The sequence below is a fragment of the Massilia alkalitolerans DSM 17462 genome (assembly GCF_000427785.1).
GTDB classification, from domain to species: domain Bacteria; phylum Pseudomonadota; class Gammaproteobacteria; order Burkholderiales; family Burkholderiaceae_D; genus Telluria; species Telluria alkalitolerans.
On record NZ_ATYR01000007.1, the window covers coordinates 1 to 26,950 of the forward strand.

18 protein-coding genes are annotated in these 26,950 nt (G+C 63.2%); 5 read left to right on the forward strand and 13 right to left on the reverse strand.

All coding sequences use genetic code 11. The features are described from left to right. Positions 1-70: 70 nt before the first annotated feature. Positions 71-1,329 (forward strand): IS3 family transposase gene (locus YWC_RS0109135; protein WP_229413060.1). Its coding sequence is split into 2 segments (ribosomal slippage): positions 71-401 and positions 401-1,329, totalling 1,260 coding nucleotides; the frame shifts between segments, so codons are not numbered across the junction. A gap of 34 nt (positions 1,330-1,363) precedes the next feature. On the opposite strand, the gene YWC_RS0109140 is transcribed toward YWC_RS0109135, so the two are convergent. The 4 genes from YWC_RS0109140 to YWC_RS0109150 all read right to left on the reverse strand — a co-directional run bounded on the left by YWC_RS0109140 (position 1,364) and on the right by YWC_RS0109150 (position 4,552). Next, positions 1,364-1,753 carry a hypothetical protein gene (locus YWC_RS0109140; protein WP_156923582.1) on the reverse strand — a complete coding sequence of 130 codons (390 nt, stop codon included), beginning with the start codon at positions 1,751-1,753 and terminating at the stop codon, positions 1,364-1,366. Positions 1,754-1,975: 222 nt separating this feature from the next. Continuing rightward, entirely contained in the window at positions 1,976-2,602 is a 627-nt protein-coding gene (locus YWC_RS32010) for a hypothetical protein (RefSeq protein ID WP_211238958.1), read from the reverse strand. A gap of 328 nt (positions 2,603-2,930) precedes the next feature. After that, a complete protein-coding gene (locus tag YWC_RS31540) occupies positions 2,931-3,626 on the reverse strand; it encodes a hypothetical protein (RefSeq protein ID WP_156923584.1) in 696 nt (231 codons plus the stop codon). A 293-nt stretch (positions 3,627-3,919) separates the two neighbouring features. After that, positions 3,920-4,552, reverse strand: coding sequence for a hypothetical protein (locus YWC_RS0109150; protein ID WP_027865088.1), 633 nt, complete (start codon positions 4,550-4,552; stop codon positions 3,920-3,922). A gap of 916 nt (positions 4,553-5,468) precedes the next feature. Here YWC_RS0109150 and YWC_RS0109160 point away from each other — a divergent pair. Further along, positions 5,469-7,778, forward strand: a complete 2,310-nt coding sequence (locus YWC_RS0109160) for a DUF3987 domain-containing protein (protein WP_027865090.1) — start codon at positions 5,469-5,471, stop codon at positions 7,776-7,778. A 39-nt stretch (positions 7,779-7,817) separates the two neighbouring features. Here YWC_RS0109160 and YWC_RS0109165 read toward each other — a convergent pair whose 3' ends face one another. Next, complete coding sequence (locus YWC_RS0109165) at positions 7,818-9,152, reverse strand: tyrosine-type recombinase/integrase (RefSeq protein WP_229413061.1); 1,335 nt, start codon at positions 9,150-9,152, stop codon at positions 7,818-7,820. Positions 9,153-9,473: 321 nt separating this feature from the next. Here YWC_RS0109165 and YWC_RS0109170 point away from each other — a divergent pair, with 321 nt between their 5' ends. Then, complete coding sequence (locus YWC_RS0109170; RefSeq protein WP_027865092.1) at positions 9,474-10,520, forward strand: acyltransferase family protein; 1,047 nt, start codon at positions 9,474-9,476, stop codon at positions 10,518-10,520. A 6-nt stretch (positions 10,521-10,526) separates the two neighbouring features. Here YWC_RS0109170 and YWC_RS0109175 read toward each other — a convergent pair whose 3' ends face one another. Continuing rightward, entirely contained in the window at positions 10,527-11,693 is a 1,167-nt protein-coding gene (locus YWC_RS0109175) for a DUF2325 domain-containing protein (protein WP_027865093.1), read from the reverse strand. Between the two features lie 422 nt (positions 11,694-12,115). Here YWC_RS0109175 and YWC_RS0109180 point away from each other — a divergent pair, with 422 nt between their 5' ends. Beyond that, positions 12,116-12,955 (forward strand): ElaB/YgaM/YqjD family protein, encoded by an 840-nt coding sequence (locus YWC_RS0109180; RefSeq protein ID WP_027865094.1) that lies wholly within the window; start codon positions 12,116-12,118, stop codon positions 12,953-12,955. Between the two features lie 150 nt (positions 12,956-13,105). Here the strand turns inward: YWC_RS0109180 and YWC_RS0109185 are convergent, their stop codons facing one another. Further along, the gene (locus YWC_RS0109185) at positions 13,106-16,228 is read right to left on the reverse strand and encodes an efflux RND transporter permease subunit (protein WP_027865095.1); all 3,123 of its coding nucleotides are present in this window, start codon (positions 16,226-16,228) and stop codon (positions 13,106-13,108) included. Between the two features lie 13 nt (positions 16,229-16,241). Then, positions 16,242-17,411 carry an efflux RND transporter periplasmic adaptor subunit gene (locus tag YWC_RS0109190; protein ID WP_027865096.1) on the reverse strand — a complete coding sequence of 390 codons (1,170 nt, stop codon included), beginning with the start codon at positions 17,409-17,411 and terminating at the stop codon, positions 16,242-16,244. 139 nt (positions 17,412-17,550) lie between these two features. Between YWC_RS0109190 and YWC_RS0109195 the strand changes: the two genes are divergently transcribed. Further along, positions 17,551-18,519: a DUF1800 family protein gene (locus YWC_RS0109195; protein ID WP_027865097.1), complete on the forward strand. Its 969-nt coding sequence runs from the start codon at positions 17,551-17,553 to the stop codon at positions 18,517-18,519. Between the two features lie 208 nt (positions 18,520-18,727). Here the strand turns inward: YWC_RS0109195 and YWC_RS0109200 are convergent, their stop codons facing one another. The 5 genes from YWC_RS0109200 to YWC_RS0109220 form a co-directional block, all read right to left on the reverse strand. Continuing rightward, positions 18,728-19,489, reverse strand: a complete 762-nt coding sequence (locus YWC_RS0109200; protein ID WP_027865098.1) for a 2OG-Fe dioxygenase family protein — start codon at positions 19,487-19,489, stop codon at positions 18,728-18,730. A 47-nt stretch (positions 19,490-19,536) separates the two neighbouring features. After that, the gene (locus YWC_RS0109205; protein ID WP_036213876.1) at positions 19,537-21,588 is read right to left on the reverse strand and encodes a TonB-dependent receptor; all 2,052 of its coding nucleotides are present in this window, start codon (positions 21,586-21,588) and stop codon (positions 19,537-19,539) included. Continuing rightward, positions 21,588-22,103, reverse strand: coding sequence for a DUF6702 family protein (locus YWC_RS0109210; protein ID WP_027865100.1), 516 nt, complete (start codon positions 22,101-22,103; stop codon positions 21,588-21,590). The genes YWC_RS0109205 and YWC_RS0109210 overlap by 1 nt, the downstream gene beginning before the upstream one ends. 2 nt (positions 22,104-22,105) lie before the next feature. After that, positions 22,106-24,481: a M1 family metallopeptidase gene (locus YWC_RS0109215; RefSeq protein WP_036213878.1), complete on the reverse strand. Its 2,376-nt coding sequence runs from the start codon at positions 24,479-24,481 to the stop codon at positions 22,106-22,108. Positions 24,482-24,551: 70 nt separating this feature from the next. Beyond that, complete coding sequence (locus tag YWC_RS0109220; RefSeq protein ID WP_036213881.1) at positions 24,552-26,921, reverse strand: M1 family metallopeptidase; 2,370 nt, start codon at positions 26,919-26,921, stop codon at positions 24,552-24,554. Between the last annotated feature and the right edge of the window lie 29 nt (positions 26,922-26,950).

A 26,950-nucleotide genomic window follows, 5' to 3' on the forward strand; every position in this document is an offset into this window, starting at 1 on the left:
TGAGATAGCCCCTTGAAGTACCAGACACAGTCAATGCTGTATCCTTACGGATAGGAATAAGACTGTGAGTATGACTAGAAACAACCAAACCATCGAAGTCGTGACGGTGTCCGAAGAGCGACGCCGCCGTTGGTCAGTGCAGGAAAAGGCTGCGCTGGTTAAGGAAACGTACGAGCCGGGCATGAGCGTGTCGCTGGTGGCCCGCAAGCACGGCATCAGTGCCAGCCAGCTGTTCAACTGGCGCAAGCTCGAGCGGGAAGGCGCCCTGGTGGCGGTGCAATCAGGTGAATCGGTCGTGCCAGCGAGTGAGTTGGCGGCGGCGCGCGCCCAGATCGCGCAACTGCAGCGCATGCTGGGCAAGAAGACGATGGAGGCGGAGATCCTGCGCGAAGCGGTCGAGCTGGCTCGCGAAAAAAAGTGGATTGCGCGCTCACCCTTATTGGACAAGGACGGGCAGTAAAGCCTGTCTGCGTTGTCCTTGGTGTAGCGCGCTCGCACGTGATTGACCTTCTTGCCCGACCCGCGGACTGGGTCGACAAGCGCACCGTGGCCAGGCTCGACCCGGTCGCCGACGCGATGATTGCCGACGCGGTACGCGCCGAGATCACGGCGCTGCCGACCTATGGTTACCGTCGTGCTGGCGCCCTGGTGAACCGTACGCGAAGCCTGATGGGCCTGCGTCCAGTGAACCACAAGCGCATGTACCGCGTGATGAAGGAGCAGGGTTTGCTGCTGCCGAAATCGCCTAGGCGTAGTGACAGCGGCCGCCCTCACGACGGCAAAGTGATGGTCGAAGAGTCGAACCAGCGCTGGTGCTCGGATGGCTTCGAGATCGCCTGCGACAACGGCGAGGTGGTGACTGGCGTGTTCATGAAGGACTGCTGCGACCGCGAGATTATCGCCTGGCGTGCCTGGATCGGACGTGGCCTGCCCGGTGAGCCGGTGCGCGACATGATGATTGAGGCCGTGGAAGCACGTTTCGGCAGCACCGACGAGCGGGCGATCACAGTGGAATTCTTGAGCGACAATGGCGGCGCTTTCCGGGCTATCGAAACGCACGCTTTGGCCCATCAACTGGGCATCAGGCCGGTGCATACGCCAGTGAACAGCCCGCAGTCGAACGGCATGGCAGAGAGCTTCGTGAACACGTTTAAACGAGATTACGTCGGCGGCATGGACCGCAGCAGCGGCGCTGTCGTGCTGACTCAGTTGCCCGACGCATTCAAGCATTTCAACGAGGTGCATCCGCATTCAGCGCTCGGCTACAAATCGCCGCGGATGTTTAGGAAAGAGCGACGCCGTCAGGCTCTGGAAACTGACGCTAACTAAGCATCAGGCTGTGTCCGGGAAAAGCGGGGCAAGATCAGGTCGCATGGGCTTGATCGATATGGTAGTTGCTGTCGTAATCCAGTATGTCATCGATATAAAGCTCCGACTGGCCATTGCGGTGCAACGGCAGGTTGGGATCGCTTTGCACATTGCTAAATGCCTTCCTCGGCAGGAAGTACTGGTGCAAGGCAGCTTCAACGTCGTATCCATCCTTGAGGTACACGAACAACAGCACCTTGTCGACCAGATCTTCGTCACCGGTTCCCTGAAACGCCAGTCGCTCTTCGACGGAACCGAGCGAGGTAAAGCCAAGTTTATAAAAGAGGCCGAGGGGAGTTTTCAGGCGCACATAATAGACATGGCCGTCAGTCCTAGAAGGCCTCATGGCTGCTTTTGTCGAACGTTGGAAGCGTGCGTTTCTCACATTAAACCTCTATGTCATTTTTTGGGCGTTATACGTCTGGACTCCATCGGATGATTAATCAGGCTGCTACTTTGACGCGCTGAAGACCACAGAAGGGTTGATAGCACTTGCGGCATGAGTGAATGTCTTTGACAACAATTCTTAGCGTCGACGCGCGCGCGGCGTTAGATCTGTTTGCACGAATGTCTACTTAGCCCAACTGCTGCCGTTTATAAGCGGCCGCTAGCGGACGCCTTTCGGTTCGAACCGCTTCGGTCTCGATAAGCTGTTCGGTTGGGCACCTAGGTAGCCGCCGCCTTGGAACTCAAAGTGGCCGCTAGCACCATGGGGACCATCCCAGCCTTGTTGCAGCAGCAGCATGAGCGCCTTTCCGTAAGCGCGCATCAGACCTAAATATCCCGTCCATAAGGCGGGAGACAAATTCTGCTCGGCATTGGTTTCATTGGCGTTGAGCGCGCAAGGATATCGCGCCCAAGATTCCAGACCGTGCTGAAAACGGCAGAGGATTCTCGGCCCGCGGCGCTGCCATGGGATGATCGTGGACTTCTTGGACAATGTAACAAGATCATGAGACCGAAGTGAGCGCGCCAGCACGCCATTCGAAACCCATTGAGGATGCTCGTACACCAAAAACGCTTTTATTGCGTTTTCCAGCGCGAAGCCCGCAAGCAGGAACGTTGAACGGCTACTACTTGGCCACTCCCCTAAGACAGTTCCACTGGCATCTCGATATGTAATTCTTCCAGAAGGAAATCGATGATGAAGCGCTATCGACTGCTCGTAGAGATTGTCAGCCACTAACAGCCAACTATGCGGGTGTGCCGCTTGGGCAAACTCATAATTAGTCAACGATTTCTCCTCGCAACATCCAATGCTAGCTCAACCCGGTAATCGAACAGCATAGCATGTCGCCATCTCCCGAAATTCACAAACTATCACGAGCAACTGGAACCGACCCGTAGCAGACACTGGTGACGCGACCAGGCCGCGGTAGGGCGAGACGAGCATGCTAAACTGTCGGGGCGCAACTCGGCCGTAGCCCATGGCAGCGTTAGGAACAATCGTTGGCTCGCTGGCGTCCCCCATCTGAGAGCGCCAACATTTCTCGGGAATTTTAGGGTAGTCGATTAGACCTGAGGCTCGGCTAGTGGTGAGCACGTTTGTTTAGTTTGGTCGACTACCTTGCGCACGACTCGCGGTAGGCAAACCCGACCGCAGCGGATTTGCTTCCCCCGTCGATCTGTGCGCGCCTCGTCGCTGCATGTACGAAAAACTGCGTGTATCCGGTATAAGCGCCGTACACGTTTTTAGAATTCAGTTCGCCGCACACGTTCCCCGATTTACTCACGAATAGGTCGCGAAAGCGAGTTGCTTCCGGGTCGAGAAGGTTGCGGGCCGCGATTTGCTTTGCTTCGGCGATCGAGAGAACTTTCGCGGGTCTTGCCTTCTCCGAAGGCGCATAACCAGGCAGGTCGAGTGCCTTGCAGGGCATCGACTTGTATTTGATATCGCTGAACACGATGGTTCCATCTGCATCGCAGCGGTACACCGTACCGAAGGTCTCGCCCGTTCCGCGCTTGCTTGTTGCGTCGCTACTGTCGGCTCTCTTCATGCTCGACAACTCGTCGGCCATTGCGCAGACAGCTTTTGGCGGCTTTAATGGGTAGCGAGCCTCGGCTTGACCCATGCCCTTTCGAATCTGCTCACGTACGATAATGTCATCGAGCTGCTGCAATCCACTCGGGTTCGCCTCACGCCAGCTGCTATGTAATCGATCTTCGCTAACGGAAGCCGCTGGGCTCTTACATTTATCTTTCAAGGCCAACCATTTGGCGTCAAACGCGACACTTGCCTCCAGCCGGACTCGGGCCATGGGGTCGTCAACGGCATCCGCGTGCGCTTGGGTGATCCCGCAAATAAATATAACTGAAGCGAATAGCGACCGTAATTTGTATGTCATTGAAAACCAGTAAGTTTGTATGATATGACCGCGAAAGGGTAGGTGCAGGAAGTCGATGAGTCGCTGCTGGTTGATCTATCATTGGGCAGTATAGATGACCAAGGTCCGATGCCGGTTTTCGCAATTTGCGGGCAGATGGAATAGCTCCAAGCAGTCTATGCCACCAAAGCAAACAAGAGGTTCGTGCGCACTTTCCACTGCTCCAATCAAAGCAGGCCCTTGAGCTCGCCCCGCCGCTTGGCTTCTTCCAGTGACTTGCGCTGATCACGCTGGACCAGCTGCTTGCGTTCCTCATAGGACTTTGAGGCGAGACGATCGAGCGCACTGCCAAAAGCAGGCCTTAGGTTGATGCGCACCGTGTAGCCACCAGGCCTGTCAAAATCCTTCTTCATATCGTAGAAGGTCATGGTCAGCATCCAATCTGCCGACGTCAAGCGAAGTGGCGTTTGGGGATCCGCGTCGTACGTTGCCGTGAAATTAGACAGCATTTGCGGAAACAGCGTCACATATTTTTTGATGAAGGCCTGCGCCTGCTGACGGGTGCGAAACTCGGTGGCGCCGTCCACGCCGGTCACCACCCTCGTGATCGGGGTCGCGAACACTTGGAGGAATTGCACATCGGCCGGCTTCTCTGCCTTGTGGCGAACAAAAGTTCCAAGATAGTCGCGGTCGGCCATCTTCTGCTCTGCCGGGGTCAGCTCGATCGTGTGGCCGATCTGAATCCCGAATATTTTGCCTGCCGCGATGCCTTTTTCCGCACTAGCCGCACTGCCGATGAAGCTCACCACGAGCGTTATGCCGATCGCGGCACGCGCGAGTTCCCGAGTCATTGCCCGCATTGTCTTTCCCTCCTTGGAATGTGCGACCGGATTGAGGTTCTTGTCGCATTGTAACTTTCGGTGGGATCTAGGCGCAATGTGCGCGTAAGAACGCCTAACAGAACCGCTCGACATATTGTCAACAGATGAGTGAGCAGGCGAGCGAAAGAAACGTTGGGTGTATGTCTGCTTGTCGTGCCTTGGACTACCTCCGGGGTGGTAGGCAACTTCCGACCTCACATTGAGGCGCATTCAAGGCCATCAGGTACATGGCACAAATGGCTGCAGGATTTTGCCCAGTCTGACCAGCCAATCTTTCCGCTTCGAGTGATGGGTTAGTGCAGGAGGTTCGCCAGGCGCCGTTGAGGAAGCGAAAAGAGCATCTCAGGTTTGGTGTGGCCCTGTGGTCTAGATCAGGTCGGGACCACCTAAGCAAAGAGCGCGTGAAAGTCTTGTATTTTTGATATTTCTGCTATTATGCCTAAGAGTATTTGCAGCAATTGTCACCGCTCTCAGTCATTCGAATTATTACAAGTTATGCATTAACTGCGAAAAATTTTTGAGGGTTGACCTATACGCGAATACGGAAGGGGAGGGCGGCTTTGGCTCCCCCCCCCCGCACAATCGACAGGAAGCAACGGAAATAAATGAAGTCGAATTATTTTTGACAGACAAATAATGGGTTTCCGTAAACGAAACCTGGATCTGAACCAATGTCTGCAAATACTCAAGCTACGCCTTTCTACCCGGAGCTCCTCAAAGAAACCCGTACCCATGTCCCCACGGCCTGCGCAGCGTTCTGGCTGAATCGGGCCCCGCAAACGCTCCGCTCGTGGGCATGCTTCGAGAATGGCCCGATCCGCCCGATCCGTGTCCAAGGGCGCCTGGCCTGGCCGGTGGAAGGCATCGTGCGCCTGCTCAAGATGGAGTGCGCATAATGAGCGGCTTGACCACGTCCAACCCACTGGCGGATTTGAACGAGCACGAGTTGGTGCAAGACCGTGCGATGACCTGCAGCGGCACGACGATCGGCGAGGCGGTGCCTCGCCCTGCTACCACGGCAGCGTCCAAAATTGCACGCATCGCGGCGGAGGTAACGGCGCGGATGCAACGCACTCGCCAGTTTGCAAAGCAGTACATTGAGGAGTGCGGTTTCCAGCTCTGCGCAATCGCCAAGGGCAGCAAAGGCCCGAAGTCGGAAGAATGGCAGAACAAACCCCTGACCCTCAACGTGATCGGTGACCACGGACTCGGGCTGATCCACGCGCGCTCGGGGACCTGCGCGATCGACATTGACGACCTCCAGGCCGCCGAGGCATGGCTCGGCGTGCGTGGTATCGAGCTGCGTAACTTGCTCGGGGACGACGACGCCGTGCAAATTGTCTCGGGCCGCTCGAATCGCGCGAAGTTGATTTATCGCCTGCCGGAAGGGCTCCAGCCGCTCATCACCAAGCAAATCAAGCATAACGGTGCAATGATCCTGGAGTTTCGCTGTGCGAGCAGCAACGGCGCGGGCTGCCAGGATGTGCTGCCGCCCACTATCCACCCGGAGACGGGCGCTGAATACAAGTGGGCCGGTGCAGGTGACTTCACCAAGCTGCCGGTCCTGCCGGAGGCGCTGCTGAAGGTGTGGGGCAGTACCACCGCATCCTGCGCTAACGTGAAGTCGGAAATGCCAAAAACCACCGAGATGGTTGTCGAAGGCGAGCGCAACCTGACCTTGTTCAAGCTCGCTGGCGATCTGGTCGCTGCCGGGATGGCAGAGCAAAGCATCCTTGCTGCTCTGCTCAAGGAAAATGAGATCAAATGTGCCGAGCCGTTGCAGTTGGCTGAAGTGCAAATGATCGTGCGTAGCGCGCAAAAGTCCAGCCAGGGCGCGGTGCGCCTGGCTCAGCAGGAAGCGCTCGACCAAGCCCGTCGCGCAGCAGTGGATGCAACCCTGTTGGTGAAAGCCAAAAAGTCTCCCTTGGTGAATTTCATCCAGCAACTCCCGCCTGTAATGCAGGCGGTTGCTGCGTGGTATCAGAAGCGCGCGTTCATGTACCAAGAGACCTTCGTGCTGCCGATCGCCCTGGCTTCCTGCGGTGCTGTCCTGGCACGTGACTTCGTGAGCGATAACGATACCTCTACGAACATGTACTGGGTGCTGATCGCCCCAACCGCGACCGGCAAGGAGGTTGCATTGGGATGCGTCAACGACGCGGTTGCTGCCTATGGCGATTCCCGACGCGCTGGCGCGCCAAGCAGTGAAGGTGGCGTACTGGCCGCGCTGGATCGCAACCCGGCGAGCTGCTATGTCATCGACGAGCTGGGTGAATTCCTCAAAGGGGTTTTCGATCCCAAGGCTGCGGGCTACAAAGCAGCAACTGGCACGGTTCTCATGGACCTGTACACCAAAGGCGGCAGTGACTACTTGGGCCGCGAGTACGCAAAGCAAACCGGCCGCGATGCCCGCAAGCGCGCCGACATCGACAGCCCATGCCCGTCGATTTTTGGTGCGACCACTCCGTCCACCTTCTACGCTGCAATGAGCGCCGCCGTGATCAACAATGGCTTCTTACCGCGTATGCTGCCGTTTCGCGCTCCTGACGTGGTGCCCGAACCCAACTGGGAGCAGAAAAAGGAGCCGGTGCCGGCAGCAGTCTGCGAATGGCAGGAGGTGGTGAAATCGCGGATCGTGGCGCATCAGAAAGAACTGGATGCCGTCGGCAACCTGCTCCGCGCTAAGTCACATCGCCCGGTCCTGGTGCCGTTCTCGATCGAAGCACAAGAGCTGCGCAGGACCTACATGTCGGCGATCTGCAACCGCAGGAATTCCGGCGTAGACGAATTGGCGAACAATATGCTGTCGCGTATCGTCGAGAATGCCGCCCGGGTTGCGCTGATCCTAGCGCTCGCGGCTGACCCGTATGCGGTCGAGATCAGCGTCGAGCACACCCAGCTCGCCCTCGATATCGTGAACTATGCCACTGACGTGTTCGCAACCGACCTCCGCAAGAACCTGTTCGACAGCAAGTTCGCGGAGCTGGAGACGAAGGTGCTGGACTACATCAAGAAATACTTCATCGAGGAAAACTGTGGCGTTACTGAGGGAGTTCTGGTGGACCGCTGCCGTCCATACAAGAATGCTACTCTGAGCCAACGTAGGGATGTCATGCAGGCGTTGGTAGGACAGGGCAACGTGACGCGCACTCAGGCGCAAAAGGATTCCTGGCGCTACACCCCCACCCCCGAAGCCTTCCAGTAAAAGAAGAAGCACCGTCGGGGCCGGCGGGTCTTCTTTTAATCACGCACTCAGTCGAGCATCAGCGGCCTGCACCTCAATGCCGGCCTGACCCAACATCCACACCTCAATTTTCGTGTGCCACATCCGCAGCAGATCGATCGGGCGGCGGATGTAATGCTTCTCCGCGATGGCGCTAGGCTTGTGTCCCATGATCTGCGCCACGACACCGGCCGGGCACTCCACCCACTCACTCAACGTGCCAAACGAGCGGCGCAGGCCGTGAATTGACACATGCGGCAGCTCGGCCGCTTCCAGTGCATTGTTATGGGCCTTGCGCGGCTCCTGGATGCGTCCGCTGGCAGCGGTGCGGCTGCTGAATACCCACTCATTGGTGCGCGGCAGGGCATCCAGCAGCGCGGACACGTAGGGAGTCAACGGAATCGTCCGGTTTGCCTCCACCTTGTCCTGCAAGACCATCGTGCCCCACTTGAAGTCCACATCTGTCCAGCGCAGCCCAGCCATTTCCTCACGGCGCGCGCCCGTCAGCAAGAGGGCTTGCAGGTAGGCGCTGGCGACAGGGTTCTGGATTTCCCGGACTTGTTTAAACCACGGGGCCAATTGTTCGCGCTGGAGGCAATCCGACTTCGCCGCAGGCTTGGGAAGTTCATCCTTGGCCACGCTTGAAGCGCATGCGTGGGGGCTGACTTCGGTCTTGTACTCGGCTCGCATGGCGCACCAGTTCAGGAACCCGCGCAAGCGCACGAAAGCGTTCATCGCCACGGTAGACCTGTGCGTCTCACCATTCAGCCATTTCCGCACATATTCGGCATCGATGTCACGCAGAGGGCGGGCGAGCACGGAGACCAGCACGCCGGGCAAGGTGGTTTCTCCTTCCCCCTTTTTGCGCCCACGGGTCTTTTGACGGCCACCCGGATCGACCAGTCTCTGGTGGTCTAGCAGGGTACGGGCGCTCCACCGGGTCTTCCGGGCCGTCATGTAGGCGTCCCACGCTTCGCGCGCGGGCGTCTCGGCGCGGCGGCTAGCGTCGCGCTTCGCTGCCTGCTCAGCAACAAGCTCGGCTTTCTGCACCCTCGGGTCGTGCCCGCTGTCGATGAGCACCTTGAGACGGCGCGCCTCCGCTTGGGCACTGGCGATATCCCATGTCGACGGTGAGCCAATCGTCATGCGGATGGTTTGATTGTTGAGCTTCGCCTGGAAGACGTAAGCCTTAGTCCCGCTGGAGACCACGCGGAGGCCAAGGCATGGCGCGGTGGCGTCCCACATGAACGCTTGTTTGCTGTTGGGCGGGCAAGTAAAGCCATCGACGCGCGCGGCAGTAAATTTGATTTTCGGCATATAGCTGAGTGTTGTGTAACCGCTTTGTAACCCAGCCATGAGTATATTTGCCAATCTCCATCAACACAAGGTACCATGAGAAATATTGTAAGGTATTGAAATATATAAATTTTTAAGGAGAGTAGCGATACTGTTGAATACATCGATATACAAGGAACTTCTCATTCGTAATGCGAAGGTCACCAGTTCGATTCCGGTCAGCGGCACCAATCCAAGATAAGGCCACATGCTTCAGCATGTGGCCTTTTTCTTTTTGCGCGCATGAAATATCAACCAAGCATAATCTATACTTCTGTTGAGCTTGACAGGGCGGCAAGACAGGCACGCCCGGAAGCGCGAGCATAGACAGGAAGCGCAGCAATGAACAAGTTTGAACTCTCGAGAAAAGTAGCAGGCAATAATTTACGTTCGATGGAGGGCATGCGCGGCTTCGCCGTATTCCTCGTCTTTCTGGTGCATTACGCGACCCTGGCCGATCCCGCCGGCGAGGTGTGGCTCTCTGGCCTGCTGCACAGCATGGGAAATGCCGGGGTGGACCTGTTCTTCGTCCTGAGCGGTTTCCTCATCTACGGCAGCCTGATGGCGCGCAAGCAGGCGTTCCTCCCTTATATGGGGCGGCGCATCCAGCGCATCTATCCCGCCTTCCTGGCCGTCTTCGCCGCCTACTGCGTGCTGTCCTTCGTGTTCCCCGACCAGAGCAAGATCCCGCAGGAGGGAGCGTTCTGGTACGTGCTCCAGAACCTGCTGCTCCTTCCGGGAATGCTGCCGATCGAACCGATGATCACGGTGGCCTGGTCCCTGAGCTACGAGATGTTCTACTACCTGGTGATGCCGGTGGTGGTCGTGTTCCTGCGTCCGCTGGAGGCGAACCGGCGCGTTGCCGTCATCCTGGCGATGGCGATCCTGACCGTCATCTATTGCGTCGCGTTCGGCGGCCACCTGCGCCTGATCATGTTCATGTCGGGGATGCTGCTGCACGAAGCGGTCAAGCGCGGCAGCGCTCCCGGTGGCGTGGTCGGGGCGCTGGCCCTGGTCCTGGGCCTGGCGGTGACCATGCTGCCGGTCGGGGGCAGTGTCGAAATCCTCGTGCTGTTCGTCGGCTTCTACCTGTTCTGCCTGCACTGTTTCGTGCAGCCGGAGGGCTGGCTGGCCCGGATCTTCACCTGGACGCCGATGCGGCGCCTGGGCAATATGAGCTATTCGTATTACCTGATCCATGGACTGGCGCTCAAGGCGGCGTTCATGGTGCTGCCGTCCGGCCAGATGTTCCTGGTCCTGTTGCCGCTGGCCTTCGCCTTGACGCTCATCCCGTCGATGGCCCTGTTCCTGCTGGTGGAGCGTCCACTGTCGCTGGCGCCGGCAAAGGCCGCGCCCGTGGCGCCGGTCGGCGTCCAGCAAACGCCGTAGTTCCGATCAGAGGGCCGCTTCCTGCAGCCCGCGCACCAGGCTCGACACGCTCGGGTTGTCGACAAAAATGCAGCGCTTGCCGGTGCGCTTGCAATGGTCCTTCACCCGCCAGTAGGCATGGTGGCTGATGCAGCCGGTCTGGCAGATCACCAGGTCGGCCGCCGCCAGGCTGGCATCGAGCTGGCCGGCGCTGTCTTCCAGGCCGCCGTCATGGTGCGCGAACTGGGCGCCGACGCGCTCGATCACGTTGCGGTAGACCGGCACGCTGCCGCTGCGCCCGCCCACGCACAGCACGCTGCGGTTCACCAGCCGCACCGGGACTTCGGTCGGCACGGTCGGCATGTCCGCCGGCGCTTCGCCCGCCGGCGCCGGTGCATCCCGGGGCGCAGTGCGTGCCGCTTTCAATGCGGCCACCTGGGCCCGCAGCGCCGCTTCCCGTTCCTCCATCTGCGCCACGCGATTCGCGAGCCGCTTGCGCGTCTCCAGTTCCGGCACTTCCGCCTGCAGCCGGGCCAGTTCGGAGCGCAACTGGTGGATGTCGGTGTCCTTTGCGATCAGCGCGGCGCGCCCGGCCATCAGCTGCTGCTCGTAGCGTTCGGCCTGCGCGCTCTTTTCCTGCAACAGCGCCTGGCAGCGGCCCTGCGTCCGGGCCAGTTCACGCACCAGGCGGGCATGCTCGGCCGCCAGCGCCTTGACCTTGTCGATGTCGGCACGGGCGCAGGCGCCGGCCTGGTGCTGCACCATGTGGATGTCGCGGCACATCTGCTGTTCCAGTGCGGGCGTGCAGCGCGCATGGCTCAGGGCGGCCCAGAACGCGCCCGGCACCTTGCCGGCGTCGACCGCCTGCGCCCATAGTGCGCCCACTTCCTCCGTGCTCCTGGCCGAGCGGAAGCGGGCAACATCGGCGGCGTAGCGCCGCTCCAGCTCCTTCTGCAGCGCTTCCGACAGCGGATTGCGCAGGGCGCACTCGCTGACGGCGCCGACGTGGATGTCGTAATCGTCGTGCAGCAGCCGGCCGCCGGTCACCCGTTCCACCAGCTTGCGCAGGGCAGGCAGCGGCAGGGCGACGCCGACCAGCGGGCAATGGCTGGCCTGGCTGAGTTCCCAGACGCGCCGGCGGCGCGATCCGCCTTGCGCTGCATCGGCGGCCTGCGGAGCGTGTTTGTCGCACATGCTTTCTCCTGTAAATGAGAATGATTATCATTCATATGATAACGCAGATGAGGCGGAAGGCAAGCGGATTCGCCTCCTCCCCGTGGATGGCACGGCTCTGTTAGGCAGCGCACGGTCCCGGGAGCGCGGCTGTTGTATTTTTTGTATCGCGACGCAGTGTCCGATACTGCGCGCGTTTTCGGACCGCCACAGGCGACCGCTCACGCAGCGACGAGGACGTCTGCGCTAATAGCGGAACTTTTGCGCTGGCTTCGGGTCTCCATTCATGAGAATGGGCCTGGAGCAAGAAACAAAGTTCTGTCTTGAGATAGCGCAGTCAATCGTCGTCCCTCGCGCCGTTTGAGGCGGAATCGAGGAAGAATGTGGTGATAGTCGGGTATCGGTCTAATCGCGTTGGTCTACATTTTTACGAGGGATACATCATGGATAATCAGAAATCTACCGAGGGAAAAGGCAGCGACGCAAGCCGCGAGGGTGCAGGTTCGAGCATTGGTAAAAGCCAGACTTCCGGCCTGAACCAGGGTAGCAACGCTTCGGGCAGCAGCCAGAGCGGTTCGTCGGGCAGCCTCGGCAGCACCAACGCCTCGCCAAGCAGCGCCAAGCCGGCTACCGGCAGCAGCAGCGGCGCCGTCGGCGGCACCAGCAACGCGGGCAGCATGCAGAGCGGCTCGCATAGCTCGGGCAACCTGGGCAGCTCCAGCAGCCAGCAGAGCGGCTCGTCGGGTTCCAGCGCCGCCGGCAGCAGCGGCAGCCTGGGCAGCTCGACCGGCGGCAATAGCGCCCTGGGCTCGAGCGGCAGCACCTCGGGCAGCACCACCGGCAGCAGCGCCGGCACCACCGCCGGCAGCAGCGGCAGCATGGGCGGCGCCAGCGCACAATCGTCGGGTTCGACCTCGGGCGGCGACCAGTCGCAGGGCGGCATCAAGGCTGCCATGTCGAACATCACCCCGGACAAGGCGCACGAGAAAATCGACCAGCTCGCACAAGGCGCGCAACCGCTGGTCGACCGCCTGGTCAGCACCGCACACGCCGGCGTCGATCGCCTGAGCGGCATGCTGAGCGGCGCCTCGGAAAGCCTGGGCCAGCGCAAGGGCCAGCTGGGCGAGACCTACCAGAACTACTCGACCAAGAGCACCGAGTACGTGAAGACCAACCCGGGCACTGCCCTGCTGGTCGCGGCTGGCGTCGGCTTCCTGCTGGCCAAGCTGCTGGGCGGCAGCAACACCACCGAGCGCAAAGAGTACCGCTACTACCGCGACTGATCGGCGCAAGCCATCAAATAAAAACCCCGGCGGGCTTCGGCCCTGCCGGGGTTTTTTCGTTCAAACTGAGCTTGCTTCGTTCGACCGTATTTCTGTTCAGGCACTAGCTGGACGCGCGGTCGGCAGAGCCGACCACCCTACGGCCTTGCCTCACTTCACTGGATCCGACGCCGGCTCCTTCACCGGCGCCGCCACCTGCTTGCGGCGCATCCGTCCCACTTGGCGCTTCATGAAGTGCTCGAAGTCATCCACATAGGTGAACACCGCCGGCACCACCAGCAGGCTCAGCAAGGTCGAGGTGATCAGGCCGCCGATCACGGCGACCGCCATCGGCGAGCGGAAGCTGGGGTCGCCCGACAGGCCCAGCGCCAGCGGCATCATGCCGGCGCCCATGGCGATGGTGGTCATCACGATCGGGCGCGAACGCTTGTGGCAGGCGTCGACCAGGGCGTCGAAGCGGTTCATGCCCGCTTCGCGCGCCAGGATCGCATAATCCACCAGCAGGATCGAGTTCTTGGTCACGATCCCCATCAGCATGATCAGGCCGATCATGGTCGGCATCGACAGCGCGTTCTGCGTGAGGAGCAGGGCCACGAAGGCGCCGCCGATCGACAGCGGCAGCGCGGCCAGGATGGTCACCGGCTGCATGAAGTCGTTAAACAGCAGCACCAGCACGCCGTAGATGCACAGCACGCCGATCAGCATCGCCACGCCGAAACTGGCGAACAGCGCCTGCATTTCCTGGGCGTCGCCCAGTTCCGCGATCTGCACGCCCGGCGGCAGCTTCTGGAACACGGGCAGGGCGCGCGCCTCGGCATTGACCTCGCCCAGCGAGCGGCCCTGCAGCTCGACGTCGAGGGTCACGTTGCGGGTGCGGTTCAGGCGGTTGATCTCGGCCGGGCCGCTTTCCACCGTGATGGTCGCCACGTTGGCCAGCAGCACCGGTCCGCGCGAGCCGGGCACGGTCAGGCGCCCCAGCGCATCGAGGTCGGCGCGCACCGCGTCCGGCAGCTTGACGCGGATCGGCACCTGGCGCTCGTCCAGGTTCATCTTGGACAGCGAGATGTCGTAGTCGCCGGCGGTGGCCACGCGCACCGTCTCGCCGATGGCGGCGGCCGTCACGCCGAGGTCGGCGGCGCGCGCGAAGTCGGGGCGCACGATGATCTCGGGCCGCACCAGCGAGGCGCTGGAACTGACGTTGCCGATGCCTTGCAGGGTGCGCAGTTCACGCTCGGCCTGGCGCGCGGTCGTGGTCAGCAGCTCCGGGTTTTCGCTGCGCAGCACCAGCTGCAGCTTGGTGCCGGTGTCGGGGGCGCCCACGTTGAAGCGCGCGCCCGGGATCTGCGACATCCTGACGCGCAGTGCGCGCTCGATCTCGGACAGTCCCACGTCGCGGTCGCCGCGGTCGACGGTGGTCACGGTCAGCACCGCGCGGCGCGCTTCCGCCGCCGCGCCAGGGGCGAAGGCGTCGCCGCTGGAACCGCCGCCGATCGAGCTGAAGACGCCCTTGACGCCGTCGACCTGCATGGCCGCCAGGCGCGCCTGCTCGGCGACGGCGTGGGTCTCGGCCAGGGTCGAGCCAGGCGGCAGTTCCACCGTCACCATGGTCTGCGAGCGGTCGGCCGGCGGCACGAAGCCGGTCGGCAGCAGCGGCACCAGTGCGATCGAGCCGAAGAAGAATACGGCGGCGCCGATCGCGGTCGCCATGCGGTGGCGCAGGCACCACTGCATGGCCGTCATGTAGCGCCGCATCAGCGGGCCATCCTTCTCTTCGCCATGGTGCTTGGCCGGCTTGAGGATGTAGGCCGCCATCATCGGCGTGAGCAGGCGCGCCACGACCAGCGAGGCCAGGATCGCGATCACCGCGGTCCAGCCGAACTGCTTGAAGAATTTACCGGGAATGCCGCCCATGAAGGCGGTCGGCAGGAACACCGCGACCAGGGCGAAGGTGGTGGCGATCACCGCCATGCCGATCTCGTCGGCCGCTTCCAGCGCCGCCTGCATCGGGGTTTTTCCCATGCGCAGGTGGCGCGAGATGTTCTCGATCTCGACGATCGCATCGTCCACCAGCACGCCGATGACCAGCGCCAGCGACAGCAGGGTCACCATATTGAGCGTGTAGCCGAACAGGTACTGGCCGAGGAAGGCCGGGATGACCGACAGCGGCAGCGCGGCCGCGGCCACCAGGGTGGCGCGCCAGTCGCGCAGGAACCACCACACCACCAGCACCGCCAGCACCGCGCCTTCGTACAGCATCTCCATCGAGGCGTCGAAGTTTTCCTGCACCGGTCCCGAGTTGTCGATCACCTCGCGCAGCACCACGCTCGGGTTTTCCTTCTGCAGCTGGGCCACCGCGGCGCGCGCGCCTTCGGCCACGTCCACCTCGCCTGCGCCGCGGGTGCGGAACACCTCGAAGCCGACCACCTTGCGGCCGTCCTGCTCGGCGATCGAGCGCGGCTCGGCCACGGTATCAAGGACCGTGGCGACCTGCCCGAGCTTCACGTGGCGGCCGTCCGGCAGCGGGATGTCCATCTGCGCCAGTTCCTGCGCCGACTGCACGGTGGCGATGGTGCGCACCGACTGCTCGGCGCCGCTGACGTCGCCGCGTCCGCCCGGCGCTTCACGCTGCACGTTGCGCAGCTGGCGCGAGATGTCCAGCGCCGACACGCGCAGCGCCGCCATGCGCTGGTCGTCGAGTTCGACCCGTACTTCGCGGGTCACGCCGCCGACCCGCTTGACCGCGCCCAGGCCCGGCACGCTCAGCAGGCGCTTGGCCACGTCGTTGTCGACGAACCAGCTCAGTTCCTGGTCGTCCATCGCGCTGCCGGCCGTCTTGCTGCGCTCGACGGTGAAGGTGGCGACCACGCGGCCGGCGGTGGCCGCCTTGGTCACGCTCGGCTCGCGCATCTCGGGCGGCAGGTCGGCGCGCACCCGCGCCACCGCGTCGCGCACGTCGTTGACCGCGTCGGACAGGTCCTTCTCCAGGATGAATTCGATGGTGACGGTGGCCACGCCGTCCAGCACCTTGGTGTAGATGTTCTTGACGCCCTGCAGGGTGGCGACCGAATCCTCGATCTTGCGCGCCACCTCGGTCTCGAGCTGGGCCGGGGCCGCGCCTTCCAGGGTGGCGGCGACGGTCACGATCGGCAGTTCGATGTCCGGGAAGTCCTGGATCTTGCTGGCCTTGAAGGCCAGCAGCCCCGCCACCGTGAGCAGGACGAACAGCATGATCGCCGGGATCGGGTTGCGGATCGATAGAGCGGAAAAATTCATGAGAATGCTCCGCTCAGCGTGCCGCGGTCTGGCGAGCGGTCTTGGCCGGCGCGGCCGGTGGCTGCACATTGCGCACCAGATCCCCGTCATTCAGGAAACCGGCGCCGCTGATGACGATCGGGGTGCCGGCGGCCAGCCCGCCCACGATCTCGACGCGGTCGCCCAGGCGGCGGCCGGTGCTGACCTTCAACTGGCTCACGCGGCTGTCCCCGTTCAGGCGGAACACGTAGCTGAAGCCGTCGCGCACCGCCAGCGCCTGCTGCGGCACGGTGAGGGCGCTGGTGGCGCCCAGTTCGAAGCGGCCGCTGGCGAACATGCCGGCCTTGAGCGGCGCGTTGGCCGAGAGCGAAGGCGGCAGGTCGACGTAGACCAGCGCCAGGCGGGTCTGCGGATCGACGGTCGGGGCCACGGTGCGCACCTTGCCGACGATCTCGCTGCCGCTGGCGGCGCGCACCGCCGCGCGCATGCCCGGCTTGATGCGGCCCAGGTCATTCGAGGTGACTTCGGCGCGCCACTCGAGGCGGCCCTGGCGGATCATGCGGAACAGCTCGGTGCCCGGGCCGGTGACGGCGCCGACGGTGGCGCTGCGGCTCGAGATGATGCCGCTGTCCGGCGCGACCACGGTGGCCTGGCGCAGGCGCAGCTCCTGCTGGGCCAGCGTCGCCCGGCTGGCGCTCACGCGCGCCGCGGCAGTCCGGTCGGCGGTCAGGAGCTGGGTGACCTGCTGTTCGCTCAGCGCGCCGGAGCTGCGCAGGGCGCGCGCCCGGTCGGCATCGAGCTTGGCGGCGCTGGCGTTGGCCTGGGCTTCCTGCAGCGCGGCGCGCGCCTGCTCGACGTCGGCGCGCACGGTCTCGCTGGCGAACACGGCCAGGGTCTCGCCTTTCTTGACCACGTCCCCGACGTTCACCCGCACTTCGCTCAGGCGCAGACCGTTCGATTCGCTGCCGATGAGGGCTTCCTGCCAGGCGGCGACGCTGCCATTGGCGGTGAAGCTCACCGGCAGGGTGGTGGTGGACGGCTGGCCGGTGGTCACGGTGAGCGCGGGCGTCGGTGTGGCCGGCTTCTCGTCCTTCGCGGTGGCGCGCTTCGGCACGGCCAGCGCGAGGGCAAAACAGAGCGTTGCGCCGGCGATGGCCAGCAGCGGAACGGGGATATTCTGGGGCAGACGGCGGAGGGTTGGCATCTTCTTCAATCGGCTTTGGTTCAAGCTGTTAAGTGTAGCAAAAGTGCAATGCGGTGCGGGCCGATTCGTATGCTTTCATCCTTACAAAGATTTACCAAACGGCGCCGCAAGGGAGCCTGTGTGGGTATATAAAGTCGGAATGCACTTCCTCATCCTATTGGTTTGCCTGCTCCTGGGTGGCGTGGCCCATGCGCAGCCTGCCGCTCCGCTCGAAGACGGGCTGGCGCAGCACCTGCTGAACCGCCTGGGCTACGGCCCGGCGCCGGGCGAGGTGGCGCGGGTGCGTGCGCTCGGTGTGCAGGCCTGGGTGGACGGCCAGCTGGCGCCGCCGCCGATGCCGCCGCGCCTGGAGGCGCGCCTGGGCACGCTGCCGGGGCCCGAAGCGGCGCTGCTGCGCGCCATCGCCAGCCCGCGCCAGCTGGAGGCAGTGCTGGTACGCTTCTGGCTCGACTACTTCAAGAAACAAGAGGCCGCAGGCGCGGCACTGCGTCCGCAGGTGCTGGGCCGCTATGCCGACCTGCGCGCGGCGCTCGGAGCGTCTGCGCGCGGGAAGAACAGCGAACGGGCTGCGATGGAAGCGCTGCTGCGGCATATCGTCTCCGCGCCCTCCGCCAGCCTGCAAGGGGCGACATGGCGGGTGTGGGAGGCGACGGGCGGAGAGCAGCGCGCCGTGCTGCGCCAGCTCTTGACCAGTCCGGAATTCCTGGCGCCGTCGCAGTGGAACAGCAAGGAGAAGGATGGGTTCCGCTTCGTGGCCTCGGCAGTCCGGGCCGCCGGCCTGGCGGTGGACAACGCGGCGCCCCTGGTGGCCTTCGTGCGCGCGTCGCTGTCGGATCCGGACCGTGCTGAATTCGTGGAGCGCCTGGCAACCGGGAGGCTGGCGCTGGCGATGGCGCCGGTGCGGCCGCACGAGTACGCATCGTCGGCGCCGCCGCTGCGTGCCGGTGTCGCCGGCGAGACGCCGCTGGGAACGGTAGCCCAGCCAGGACCGGTGCTGATGGCGGCGCCGACCCCCTCCGCCGCCGCGATGGCGGCGGCGCGCACCCAGCCGGCGCAGCCCGAGCGCTTGCGAGCGCTCCTGCTCGACCAGAAATTTCTACGTTATTGATACCAGGAAGCGAGTATTGCGCAGCGCAACAAAATAGAGCAATGCGTCTATTTCTGGAAACGCTTCCCGTCGAATTTTGATTACGTAATACTACGGTATTGCACTGCACAATAAATCGCGTTATATTGGAACCGTCTCCTCCAGTTTTCTCCGAAAATTGGATTATCGCTCGCCAGCCTCACGGTTCGCGGGCGCTTTTTTTGCGCGTTCAGTCGGTCTGCGCCACGTCCGCGCCCTGGAAGGACCCGGCGCGCCAGGTCAGCACCAGCGTATCGCGGTGCCCATGCTCGTCCAGCGGCTGGATCGGCGTCGACTCATGGATGACGGCGGCATCGTCGAGCAGCAGCAGGGTCCACGGCTCCAGCATCGTGAAGCGCTTGCCTGCCGGTCCATCAGCCTCGAAGACCCGGGTTTCCCCGCCCTTGATGCCGGTGCGATTAATCAGAATGACGGCGACGAAATCGACGCCGTCCCGGTGCGCGCCTTCCGGCGTCGGGCGGCCGATGCCGTCGGCGGTATCGATGCGGAACTGGTGCGCTTCCACGTACCAGGTCTGGCGCCCGCGCACGCTGGAGCAGACGTCGCCCAAGGCACGCAGCAGGCGGCCCCAGGCCGGGTTCGCGATGGTCGCCGTCTCGACAGGTTCGAACAGGCGGTGCATGCCGCCGTGCAGGGCGTTGTACTCGACCGGCTGCCAGTGCGGACGGTGCGGCACCTGCACCAGCGCGTGGCCGGCGTCGTCGCTGTCGTCGATGAAGCAGGAATGGCGGCGGCGCCGGTAGCGGCCGCCGTCCTTGAGGTAGTTGTCGAGTTCGAGCCGGTCCCAGCTCGGCACCAGCGACTGCAGCTCGTCGAGCGAGCAGCCGGCCAGGCGCGCGACATCTTGAGGACGCAGGAGGGCATAGCCCTCGCTGCGGATGGCTTCCGTCAGCTGCGGCGGAGCGGTGTAGGGTAGTTCACGTGTCGTCATCCAGTTAGCGTAGCAGGTTTCAATGCGACTAGCATGACCACGAGCAATTACCAGTTCTTCGTGAAGCTGAGTCGGAAGGAGCGCGGCTCGATCGGATGGAAGTGGATGTCGTCGACTGCTTCCGCCTCGTTCGACAGGCGCGAAGCGTAGTAGTAGTCGATCGCCGAATCGCGCCGGTTGGTGAGGTTGAAGCCTTCCAGCTCGATGCGCATGTCCTTGCCGAGACGGTAGCCCACGCGGCCATTGAGCGTCAGGCTGGGGCGCGAGCGCACGCTGTCGTCCTCGATCAGCGGACGCGGACCGAAGTAGCGCAGGCGCAGGGCGCCCGACCACGCACCTAGACGGTCGACGGTTAGGCCGGCCTGGGCCACGCCTTCCACCGCGCCGGGGATCCTGTCGCCGTCCGGATTGCCGCCGCGCGAGCGCGCCCGCGCATAGGCCGCGTCGAAGTTCAGCGTCAGCCACTTGTTGGCGCGCACGCTGTTCGACAGCTCGACGCCGTAGCGGCGGCTCGGATCGCCCGCCTCGGTATTGCCGGCGTCGCCGATGTAGGTCAGCTCGGAATCGAAGTCCAGGCGGTACACCGACACCGTGGTTTCCGTCTTCGGAATCGCCACCGTACGCAGGCCCAGCTCCACGCCGCGCGAGCGCACCAGGCCCGGAGTACGGTCGACCGGATCCAGGGTCTTCGGATCGACGGTCGCCACGGTGCCGCGTGCGTCGTTGCTGTGGAAGCCGTGGCCATAGTTGAAATACAGCTCGGTGTGCGACCACGGCCCGTAGGCCACGCTCAGCGTGGGCGTGACGAGCCTGTCGCGGGCGCGGCCGGCATTTTCAGGGCGATCGCCGTCGACGTTGAAGCGGTAGGCATTGGCACGCACGCCGACCACGGTGCGCAGCGCCTTGCTCCACATCGTGGCGTTTTCCAGGTAGACGGCGGCGCTGCCCTCGACGATGTGGTCTTCGCGCGTGGTCGCGATGCGCCGACGCGCGCGGGTGTCGTACAAGCCGTTGAAGATGTTGTCGTTCTGGAGCTGGAAGCCGGCGGTCATGTCCGAGGCGATGTCCCCCTGCTTGTAGGCGTGCCAGGTGTGGCTGCCGTCCAGGCCCGTGGTCACGCGGCGGTCCGGCTGGGCGAACTGGTCGCCGTTCACCGGGTCGTTCAGGAAATAGGTGAAGTTCGAATACAGCTCGCCCTTGTTGCGGATCGCGTAGGCGCTCAGGCTGCTGGCCGTGTCCTGGGTGGTGCGGCGCCAGCTGCCCGACAGGCTGCTGCGCTCGGCCTCGCCGCCGTCGCTCAGGTCGATGGTGTCGAAACGTCCCAGCTGGCCCTTGGTGACGGCGCGCAGCGGGATCTGGTCGGTGGCGTTCCAGTGGCCGCGATAGTGCATGGCGGTGACGGTCCAGCCGTTGTTGGCATAGCCGCGACTGTAGCGCAGCACCGCATTGATCTTGCGGTAGCCGTCCGGCCGCGTCCATGGGCCGTCGTTCTTCATCAGTTCCAGCGCGTACAGCAGGTTGCCTCCCGCCAGCTCGGGCGAGGCGGCCAGCACCGTGCGTGCGTATGCGTCCTGGCCGACGGTCACGGCGGCCAGCGGCGACACCAGCCGGTTGGCGTAGGCGATCGAGGCCTTGCCGGCCGAGGCGAAGTCGCCATCCGTGGCCGAGTAGGGACCCTTGCGGTAGTCGAGGCGGGTGACGATTTCCGGGATCAGGAAATTCAGGTCGGTCCAGCCCTGGCCGTGCGCGTGGCTGCGCTGGTTGACCGGCATGCCGTCCACCCAGGTGGCGAGGTCGGTGCCATGGTCCAGGTTGAAGCCGCGCAGGTAGAACTGGTTGGCCTTGCCTTCGCCGCTGTGCTGGCTGGCGATCAGGCCGGGCGTCGCTTCCAGCAGCTCGCCGGGGCGGTACACCGTGCGGTTGGCCAGGTCCTTGGCGCCGACGGTGCCGGAGCTGGCCGAATCGGTCATGCCGATCTGGCTGGTGCGCGAGCCTTCGACGAGGACGCGCTGCAGGACGAAGTCGTCGGCCAGTGCCGGGACATGGAGGAACAGTGCGGCGATGGCGCCGGCAAGTGCAGTACGGTTGGAACGAAGCATCAGGGTTGTTTCTCTTGCGCTGGCTGCTCGACGGCGGCCTGGGTGAAAGTCAGCGAGCGGATCGCGCCTGCGTTATTGAGGTTGACGGTATTGACCTGGTCGGGCAGGAAGTCCATCAGCACGCCCTGGTGGATCGCGGCGGTCTTCGACAGCGGCGCGTTCTCCAGTTCCTGGTAGATGACCACGCTCTGCGAATCGGCGGTCATGCCGATCCAGCGCACCGGCAGGCGCACCTTGTCCTCGCCTTTGAGGAAGAAGCGCTCTTCGACATACTTGCGCAGCACCACCTGGTCGTCCGGATCGCCCAGGTCGAACTGGCGGCCGTACAGGTTCATCAGGAGCGCCTCGACATCGTGCGCCATGTAGGTATGGACGATCTCCGTGCTGCCGGTGCGCGGATTGAACGCGACCTCGGTGATCCCCATGTGGAAGCGGTGTGCGCCCGCCGCCGTGCTGAGAAACAGCAGGGCGGCGGCGAACAGCGCCTTGAAGGAGGGCTTCAGGCGAAACATCATGCTTACTCGGCTTTCTTCGCCGCGTCAGGCGTCCTGGCCGGCGCCAGCCTGGTTTTCGCGTCGCGCATCAGGTTGCCCGTTGCCGGATCGCGCTCGGTCTTGAACAGCTCCAGGCGCGACGGCACTGCCTTGGCAGGCCACGCGTTGTTGCTCACGTCGATGTCGGCGGTCTCCCAGTACGGGTCCTGCACCAGGCTCACGATCTCTTCGTCCGTGACGAACAGCTTGGTGACCTTCTTCGGCGAGAGGCGCCACACTTCGGCCGGGATGCGCTCGATGTACTTCTTGCCGCTCTGGGTCGTGATCTCCACGATCAGCGGCATCACCAGGCCACCCTTGTTCGAGAAGTCCACCAGGTACAGGTGCTTGCCTTCCTTGAGCAGGGCTTTTTCCCAGTCATCGAGGCCGGCCATGGTCTCGTTGAACTTGTTGCGGTCCTTGTTGGTGACGGTGAAGTCGTCGTTCTCGTTATAGAAGTCCTTCAGCTCCGGGAAGCGGTCGACGCGGCGTTCCATGCCCTTGTTGCGCTGGTCGGTGATCGAGATCGGCTCGGCCTGCTTGCGCGCACGCGCCCAGGCCTTCTCGATTTCCGGATCCTTGCTGCTGATGGTGTACTCGGTGACGCCGTCGACGCTGATGTCCACCGCGTCGGTGGTGTAGAACCAGCCGCGCCAGAACCAGTCCAGGTCGGTGCCGGAGGCATCTTCCATCGTGCGGAAGAAGTCGGCCGGGGTCGGGCGCTTGAACTTCCAGCGCTCGGAGAACTCCTTGAAGGCGAAGTCGAACAATTCGCGGCCCAGGATGGTCTCGCGCAGGATGTTCAGGGCGGCGGCCGGCTTGGCGTAGGCGTTGTTACCGCGCTGGATGGTCGATTCGGCATTGGTCATGATCGGCACCTGGTTGGTGCTACGCATGTAGTCGACGATGTTGCGCGCTTCGCCGCGGCGCGAGGGGTAGTTGTCTTCCCAGGCTTCCTCGGCCAGGAACTGCAGGAAGCTGTTCATGCCCTCGTCCATCCAGGTCCACTGGCGCTCGTCCGAGTTGACGATCATCGGGAAGTAGTTGTGCCCCACTTCATGGATGATCACGCTGATCAGGCCGTACTTGGTGCTCTTCGCATAGGTGAGTTCGCCGGTCTTCTTGTCCTTCACCGGGCGGCCGGCGTTGAACGAGATCATCGGGTATTCCATGCCGCCGATCGAACCGTTCACCGAGATCGCAGTCGGGTAGGGATAGTCGAAGGAATACTTGTTGTACTGCTCGATGGTGTGGATCACGGCGGCCGTCGAGTAGCGCTCCCACAGCGGGTTGCCTTCCTTCGGGTAGTAGGACATCGCCAGCACGTCCTTGTTGCCGCTCTTGATCGCCTGGGCATCCCAGATGAACTTGCGGCTCGAGGCAAAGGCGAAGTCGCGCACGTCCTTCGCCTTGAAGTGCCAGGTCTTGGTGGCCTTCGAGCGGCCCTTCTCGGCGGCTTCGGCCTCCGCCTGGGTGATGATGATGACCGGTTTCGTGGCGCTGCGGGCCTGTTCCAGGCGCTGGCGCTGGACGGCGCTCAGGACCGCGTTGGCATTCTGCAGCTCGCCGGTGGAGGCGACCACGTGGTCGGCCGGGACGGTCAGCTGCACGTCGTAGTCGCCGAATTCCAGCGTGAATTCGCCGTCGCCCATGTACTGCTTGTTCTGCCAGCCCTTGACGTCGTAATAGGCCGCCATGCGCGGGAACCACTGGGCAGTCAGGTAGATGTCGTTGCCGTCGTCGAACTTCTCGAAGCCGGTGCGGCGGCCGACGACGTTCGCTTCGGGGATGTTGAAGGTCCAGGCCATGTTGAAGGACACGCGTGCGCCCGGCTTGAGCGGCTGCGGCAGGTCGATCCGCATCATGGTCTTGTTGACCGTGTGGCGCAAGGCGCGGCCGTCGCTCCCGGTCAGGCTGGTGACCTGGATGCCGCCCTCGAAGCCTCGCTGTGCGAGGGTGGCCCTCAAGGTATCGAACTTGACGCCGTCGTTGCCGCGCGCCTGCCAGGCTTCGCGCGAGGGCAGGGTCGAGATGCGGCGGTTGTCCGAATCGGCGCGGAACATGTTCTGGTCCAGCTGCACCCACAGGTAGGACAGCGTGTCCGGCGAATTGTTGTAATAGGTGACGGTGCCGGAACCGGTGACGGCGCGCTTGTCCTCGTCGAGGGTGGCGCGCAGGCGGTAGTCGGCGCGCTGCTGCCAGTAGCGGTGGCCCGGGGCGCCCGAGGCGGTGCGGGTGTCGGTGGCGGTCGGCAGCAGCTCGTCGAGCTGGCGGAACTTGTCGTCGAAGGCCGGGGCGGCGTGGGCGGCGCTGGCCAGGAACAGGGTGGCGATCACCGCCTGCAGTTGCTTGATTTTCATGCTATTTGCTTGTTCAATAAAGAAACGGCAGGGCGCGCAGCCCTGCCGGTGATGACGGGTCGAAAGCGTGTTACTCGGCCTTCGGCGCCTCTTGGCCTGCCGCCTTCGGCGGAGCCAGCTTGGTGTTGAAGTCACGCATCAGGTTGTTCGCCGGCTCACGCTCGGACTTGAACAGCTCCAGGCGCGACGGCACTGCCTTGGCGGGCCACGCATTGTTGCTCACGTCGATATCCGCGGTCTCCCAGTACGGGTCCTGCACCAGGCTCACGATCTCTTCGTCCGTGACGAACAGCTTGGTGACCTTCTTCGGCGAGAGGCGCCACACTTCGGCCGGGATGCGCTCGATGTATTTCTTGCCGCTCTTAGTCGTGATCTCCACGATCAGCGGCATCACCAGGCCACCCTTGTTCGAGAAGTCCACCAGGTACAGGCGCTTGCCTTCCTTGAGCAAGGCCTTTTCCCAGTCCTCGAGGCCAGCCATGGTCTCGTTGAACTTGTTGCGGTCCTTGTTGGTGACGGTGAAGTCGTCGTTCTCGTTATAGAAATCCTTCAGCTCCGGGAAGCGGTCGACGCGGCGTTCCATGCCCTTGTTGCGCTGGTCGGTGATCGAGATCGGTTCTTCCTGCTTGCGCGCACGCGCCCAGGCCTTCTCGACTTCCGGATCCTTGCTGCTGACGGTGTACTCGGTGATGCCGTCCACGCTGATGTCCACGGCGTCGGTGGTGTAGAACCAGCCGCGCCAGAACCAGTCGAGGTCCGTACCCGAAGCGTCTTCCATGGTACGGAAGAAGTCGGCCGGGGTCGGGCGCTTGAACTTCCAGCGCTCGGCGTATTCCTTGAAGGCGAAGTCGAACAGCTCGCGGCCGAGGATGGTCTCGCGCAGCACGTTCAGCGCGGCGGCCGGCTTGGCGTAGGCGTTGTTGCCGAACTGGAGGAGCGACTCCGAGTTGGTCATGATCGGCACCTGGTTCTGGGAACGCATGTAGGGAACGATCGTGCGCGGATGGCCGCGCATCTCATCCCATTCTTCTTCCCAGGCTTCCTGGGCCAGCGACTGCACGAAGGAGTTGATGCCCTCGTCCATCCAGGTCCACTGGCGCTCGTCCGAGTTGACGATCATCGGGAAGTAGTTGTGGCCGACTTCGTGGATGATCACGCCGATCAGGCCATACTTGGTGCGCTTCGAGTAGGTCAGCTCGCCGGTCTTCTTGTCCTTGACCGGACGCGGGCCGTTGAAGGTGATCATCGGGTATTCCATGCCGCCCACCGGGCCGTTCACGGAAATCGAGACCGGGTACGGATAGTCGAAGGAATACTTGTTGTACTGCTCGATGGTGTGGATGATCGCGTGGGTCGAGTAGCGCTCCCACAGCGGGTTGCCTTCCTTCGGATAGTAGGACATGGCCATCACGTCGGTGTTGCCCGACTTGATGCCCTGGGCGTCCCAGATGAACTTGCGGCTCGAGGCAAAGGCGAAGTCGCGCACGTTCTTGGCCTTGAAGTGCCAGGTTTTGGTGTTGGTAGCGCGGCCCTTCTCGGCGGCTTCGGCTTCGGCCTGGGTCACGATGATGACCGGCTTCTTGGCGGTCTTGGCCTGCTGCAGGCGCTGGCGCTGGGTGGCGGTCAGGACCTCGTTCGGGTTCTGCAGTTCGCCGGTGGAGGCCACGATGTGGTCGGCCGGGACGGTGATGCGCACGTCGTAGTCGCCGAACTCCAGCGTGAACTCGCCCGAACCCAGGAACTGCTTGTGCTGCCAGCCGTAGACATCGTAGTAGGCCGCCATGCGCGGGAACCAAAGGGCGATCTCGTACAGGTCGTTGCCGTCGTCGAACTTCTCGTAGCCGGAACGGCCGCCGAGCACCTTCTGTTCGTTGATGTTGTAGTTCCAGTCGAGGCTGAACGACACGCGCGAACCCGGCTTGAGCGGCTGCGGCAGGTCGATGCGCATCATGGTGCCGTTGATGGTGTGCTTCAGAGCACGGCCGCCGCTGTCGCGCACGTTGGCGACCTTGAAGCCGCCGTCGAAATCGCGCGCGGTGAACAGGGTGCGCAGGGCGTCGAACTTCACGCCGTCGGTGCCGCGCGCCTGCCAGGCTTCGCGCGAGGGCAGGGTGGCGGTGCTGCGGGCGGCCGAATCCGGCTTGTAGATGTTCTCGTCCAGCTGCAGCCAGAGGTACTTCAGCGTGTCAGGGGAATTGTTGTGATACGTGATGGTGCCCGAACCGGTGAGCGAACGCTTGTTCTCGTCGAGCGTGGCGCGCATCGTGTAGTCGGCACGCTGCTGCCAGTAAGCGTGGCCCGGCGCGCCTGACGCGGTGCGCACGGCGCCCGGCGTCGGCAGCAGTTCGTCGAGCTGGCGGAATTTGTCGTCGAAAGGCGGTGCTGCGAAAACCGTGGCGCTGAGGCACAGCGCGGCTAGTCCGATGGGCAGACGTATCATATTTCCCCTGGAATTTTAATTGGTATAGG

Coding starts and splice junctions, on each gene's coding strand:
- YWC_RS31540 (WP_156923584.1), bottom strand. CDS start 3,626: ATGGCCCGAGTCCGGCTGGAGGCAAGTGTCGCGTTTGACGCCAAATGG.
- YWC_RS0109150 (WP_027865088.1), bottom strand. CDS start 4,552: ATGCGGGCAATGACTCGGGAACTCGCGCGTGCCGCGATCGGCATAACG.
- YWC_RS0109160 (WP_027865090.1), top strand. CDS start 5,469: ATGAGCGGCTTGACCACGTCCAACCCACTGGCGGATTTGAACGAGCAC.
- YWC_RS0109165 (WP_229413061.1), bottom strand. CDS start 9,152: ATGGCTGGGTTACAAAGCGGTTACACAACACTCAGCTATATGCCGAAA.
- YWC_RS0109170 (WP_027865092.1), top strand. CDS start 9,474: ATGAACAAGTTTGAACTCTCGAGAAAAGTAGCAGGCAATAATTTACGT.
- YWC_RS0109175 (WP_027865093.1), bottom strand. CDS start 11,693: ATGTGCGACAAACACGCTCCGCAGGCCGCCGATGCAGCGCAAGGCGGA.
- YWC_RS0109180 (WP_027865094.1), top strand. CDS start 12,116: ATGGATAATCAGAAATCTACCGAGGGAAAAGGCAGCGACGCAAGCCGC.
- YWC_RS0109185 (WP_027865095.1), bottom strand. CDS start 16,228: ATGAATTTTTCCGCTCTATCGATCCGCAACCCGATCCCGGCGATCATG.
- YWC_RS0109190 (WP_027865096.1), bottom strand. CDS start 17,411: ATGCCAACCCTCCGCCGTCTGCCCCAGAATATCCCCGTTCCGCTGCTG.
- YWC_RS0109195 (WP_027865097.1), top strand. CDS start 17,551: ATGCACTTCCTCATCCTATTGGTTTGCCTGCTCCTGGGTGGCGTGGCC.
- YWC_RS0109200 (WP_027865098.1), bottom strand. CDS start 19,489: ATGACGACACGTGAACTACCCTACACCGCTCCGCCGCAGCTGACGGAA.
- YWC_RS0109205 (WP_036213876.1), bottom strand. CDS start 21,588: ATGCTTCGTTCCAACCGTACTGCACTTGCCGGCGCCATCGCCGCACTG.
- YWC_RS0109210 (WP_027865100.1), bottom strand. CDS start 22,103: ATGATGTTTCGCCTGAAGCCCTCCTTCAAGGCGCTGTTCGCCGCCGCC.
- YWC_RS0109215 (WP_036213878.1), bottom strand. CDS start 24,481: ATGAAAATCAAGCAACTGCAGGCGGTGATCGCCACCCTGTTCCTGGCC.
- YWC_RS0109220 (WP_036213881.1), bottom strand. CDS start 26,921: ATGATACGTCTGCCCATCGGACTAGCCGCGCTGTGCCTCAGCGCCACG.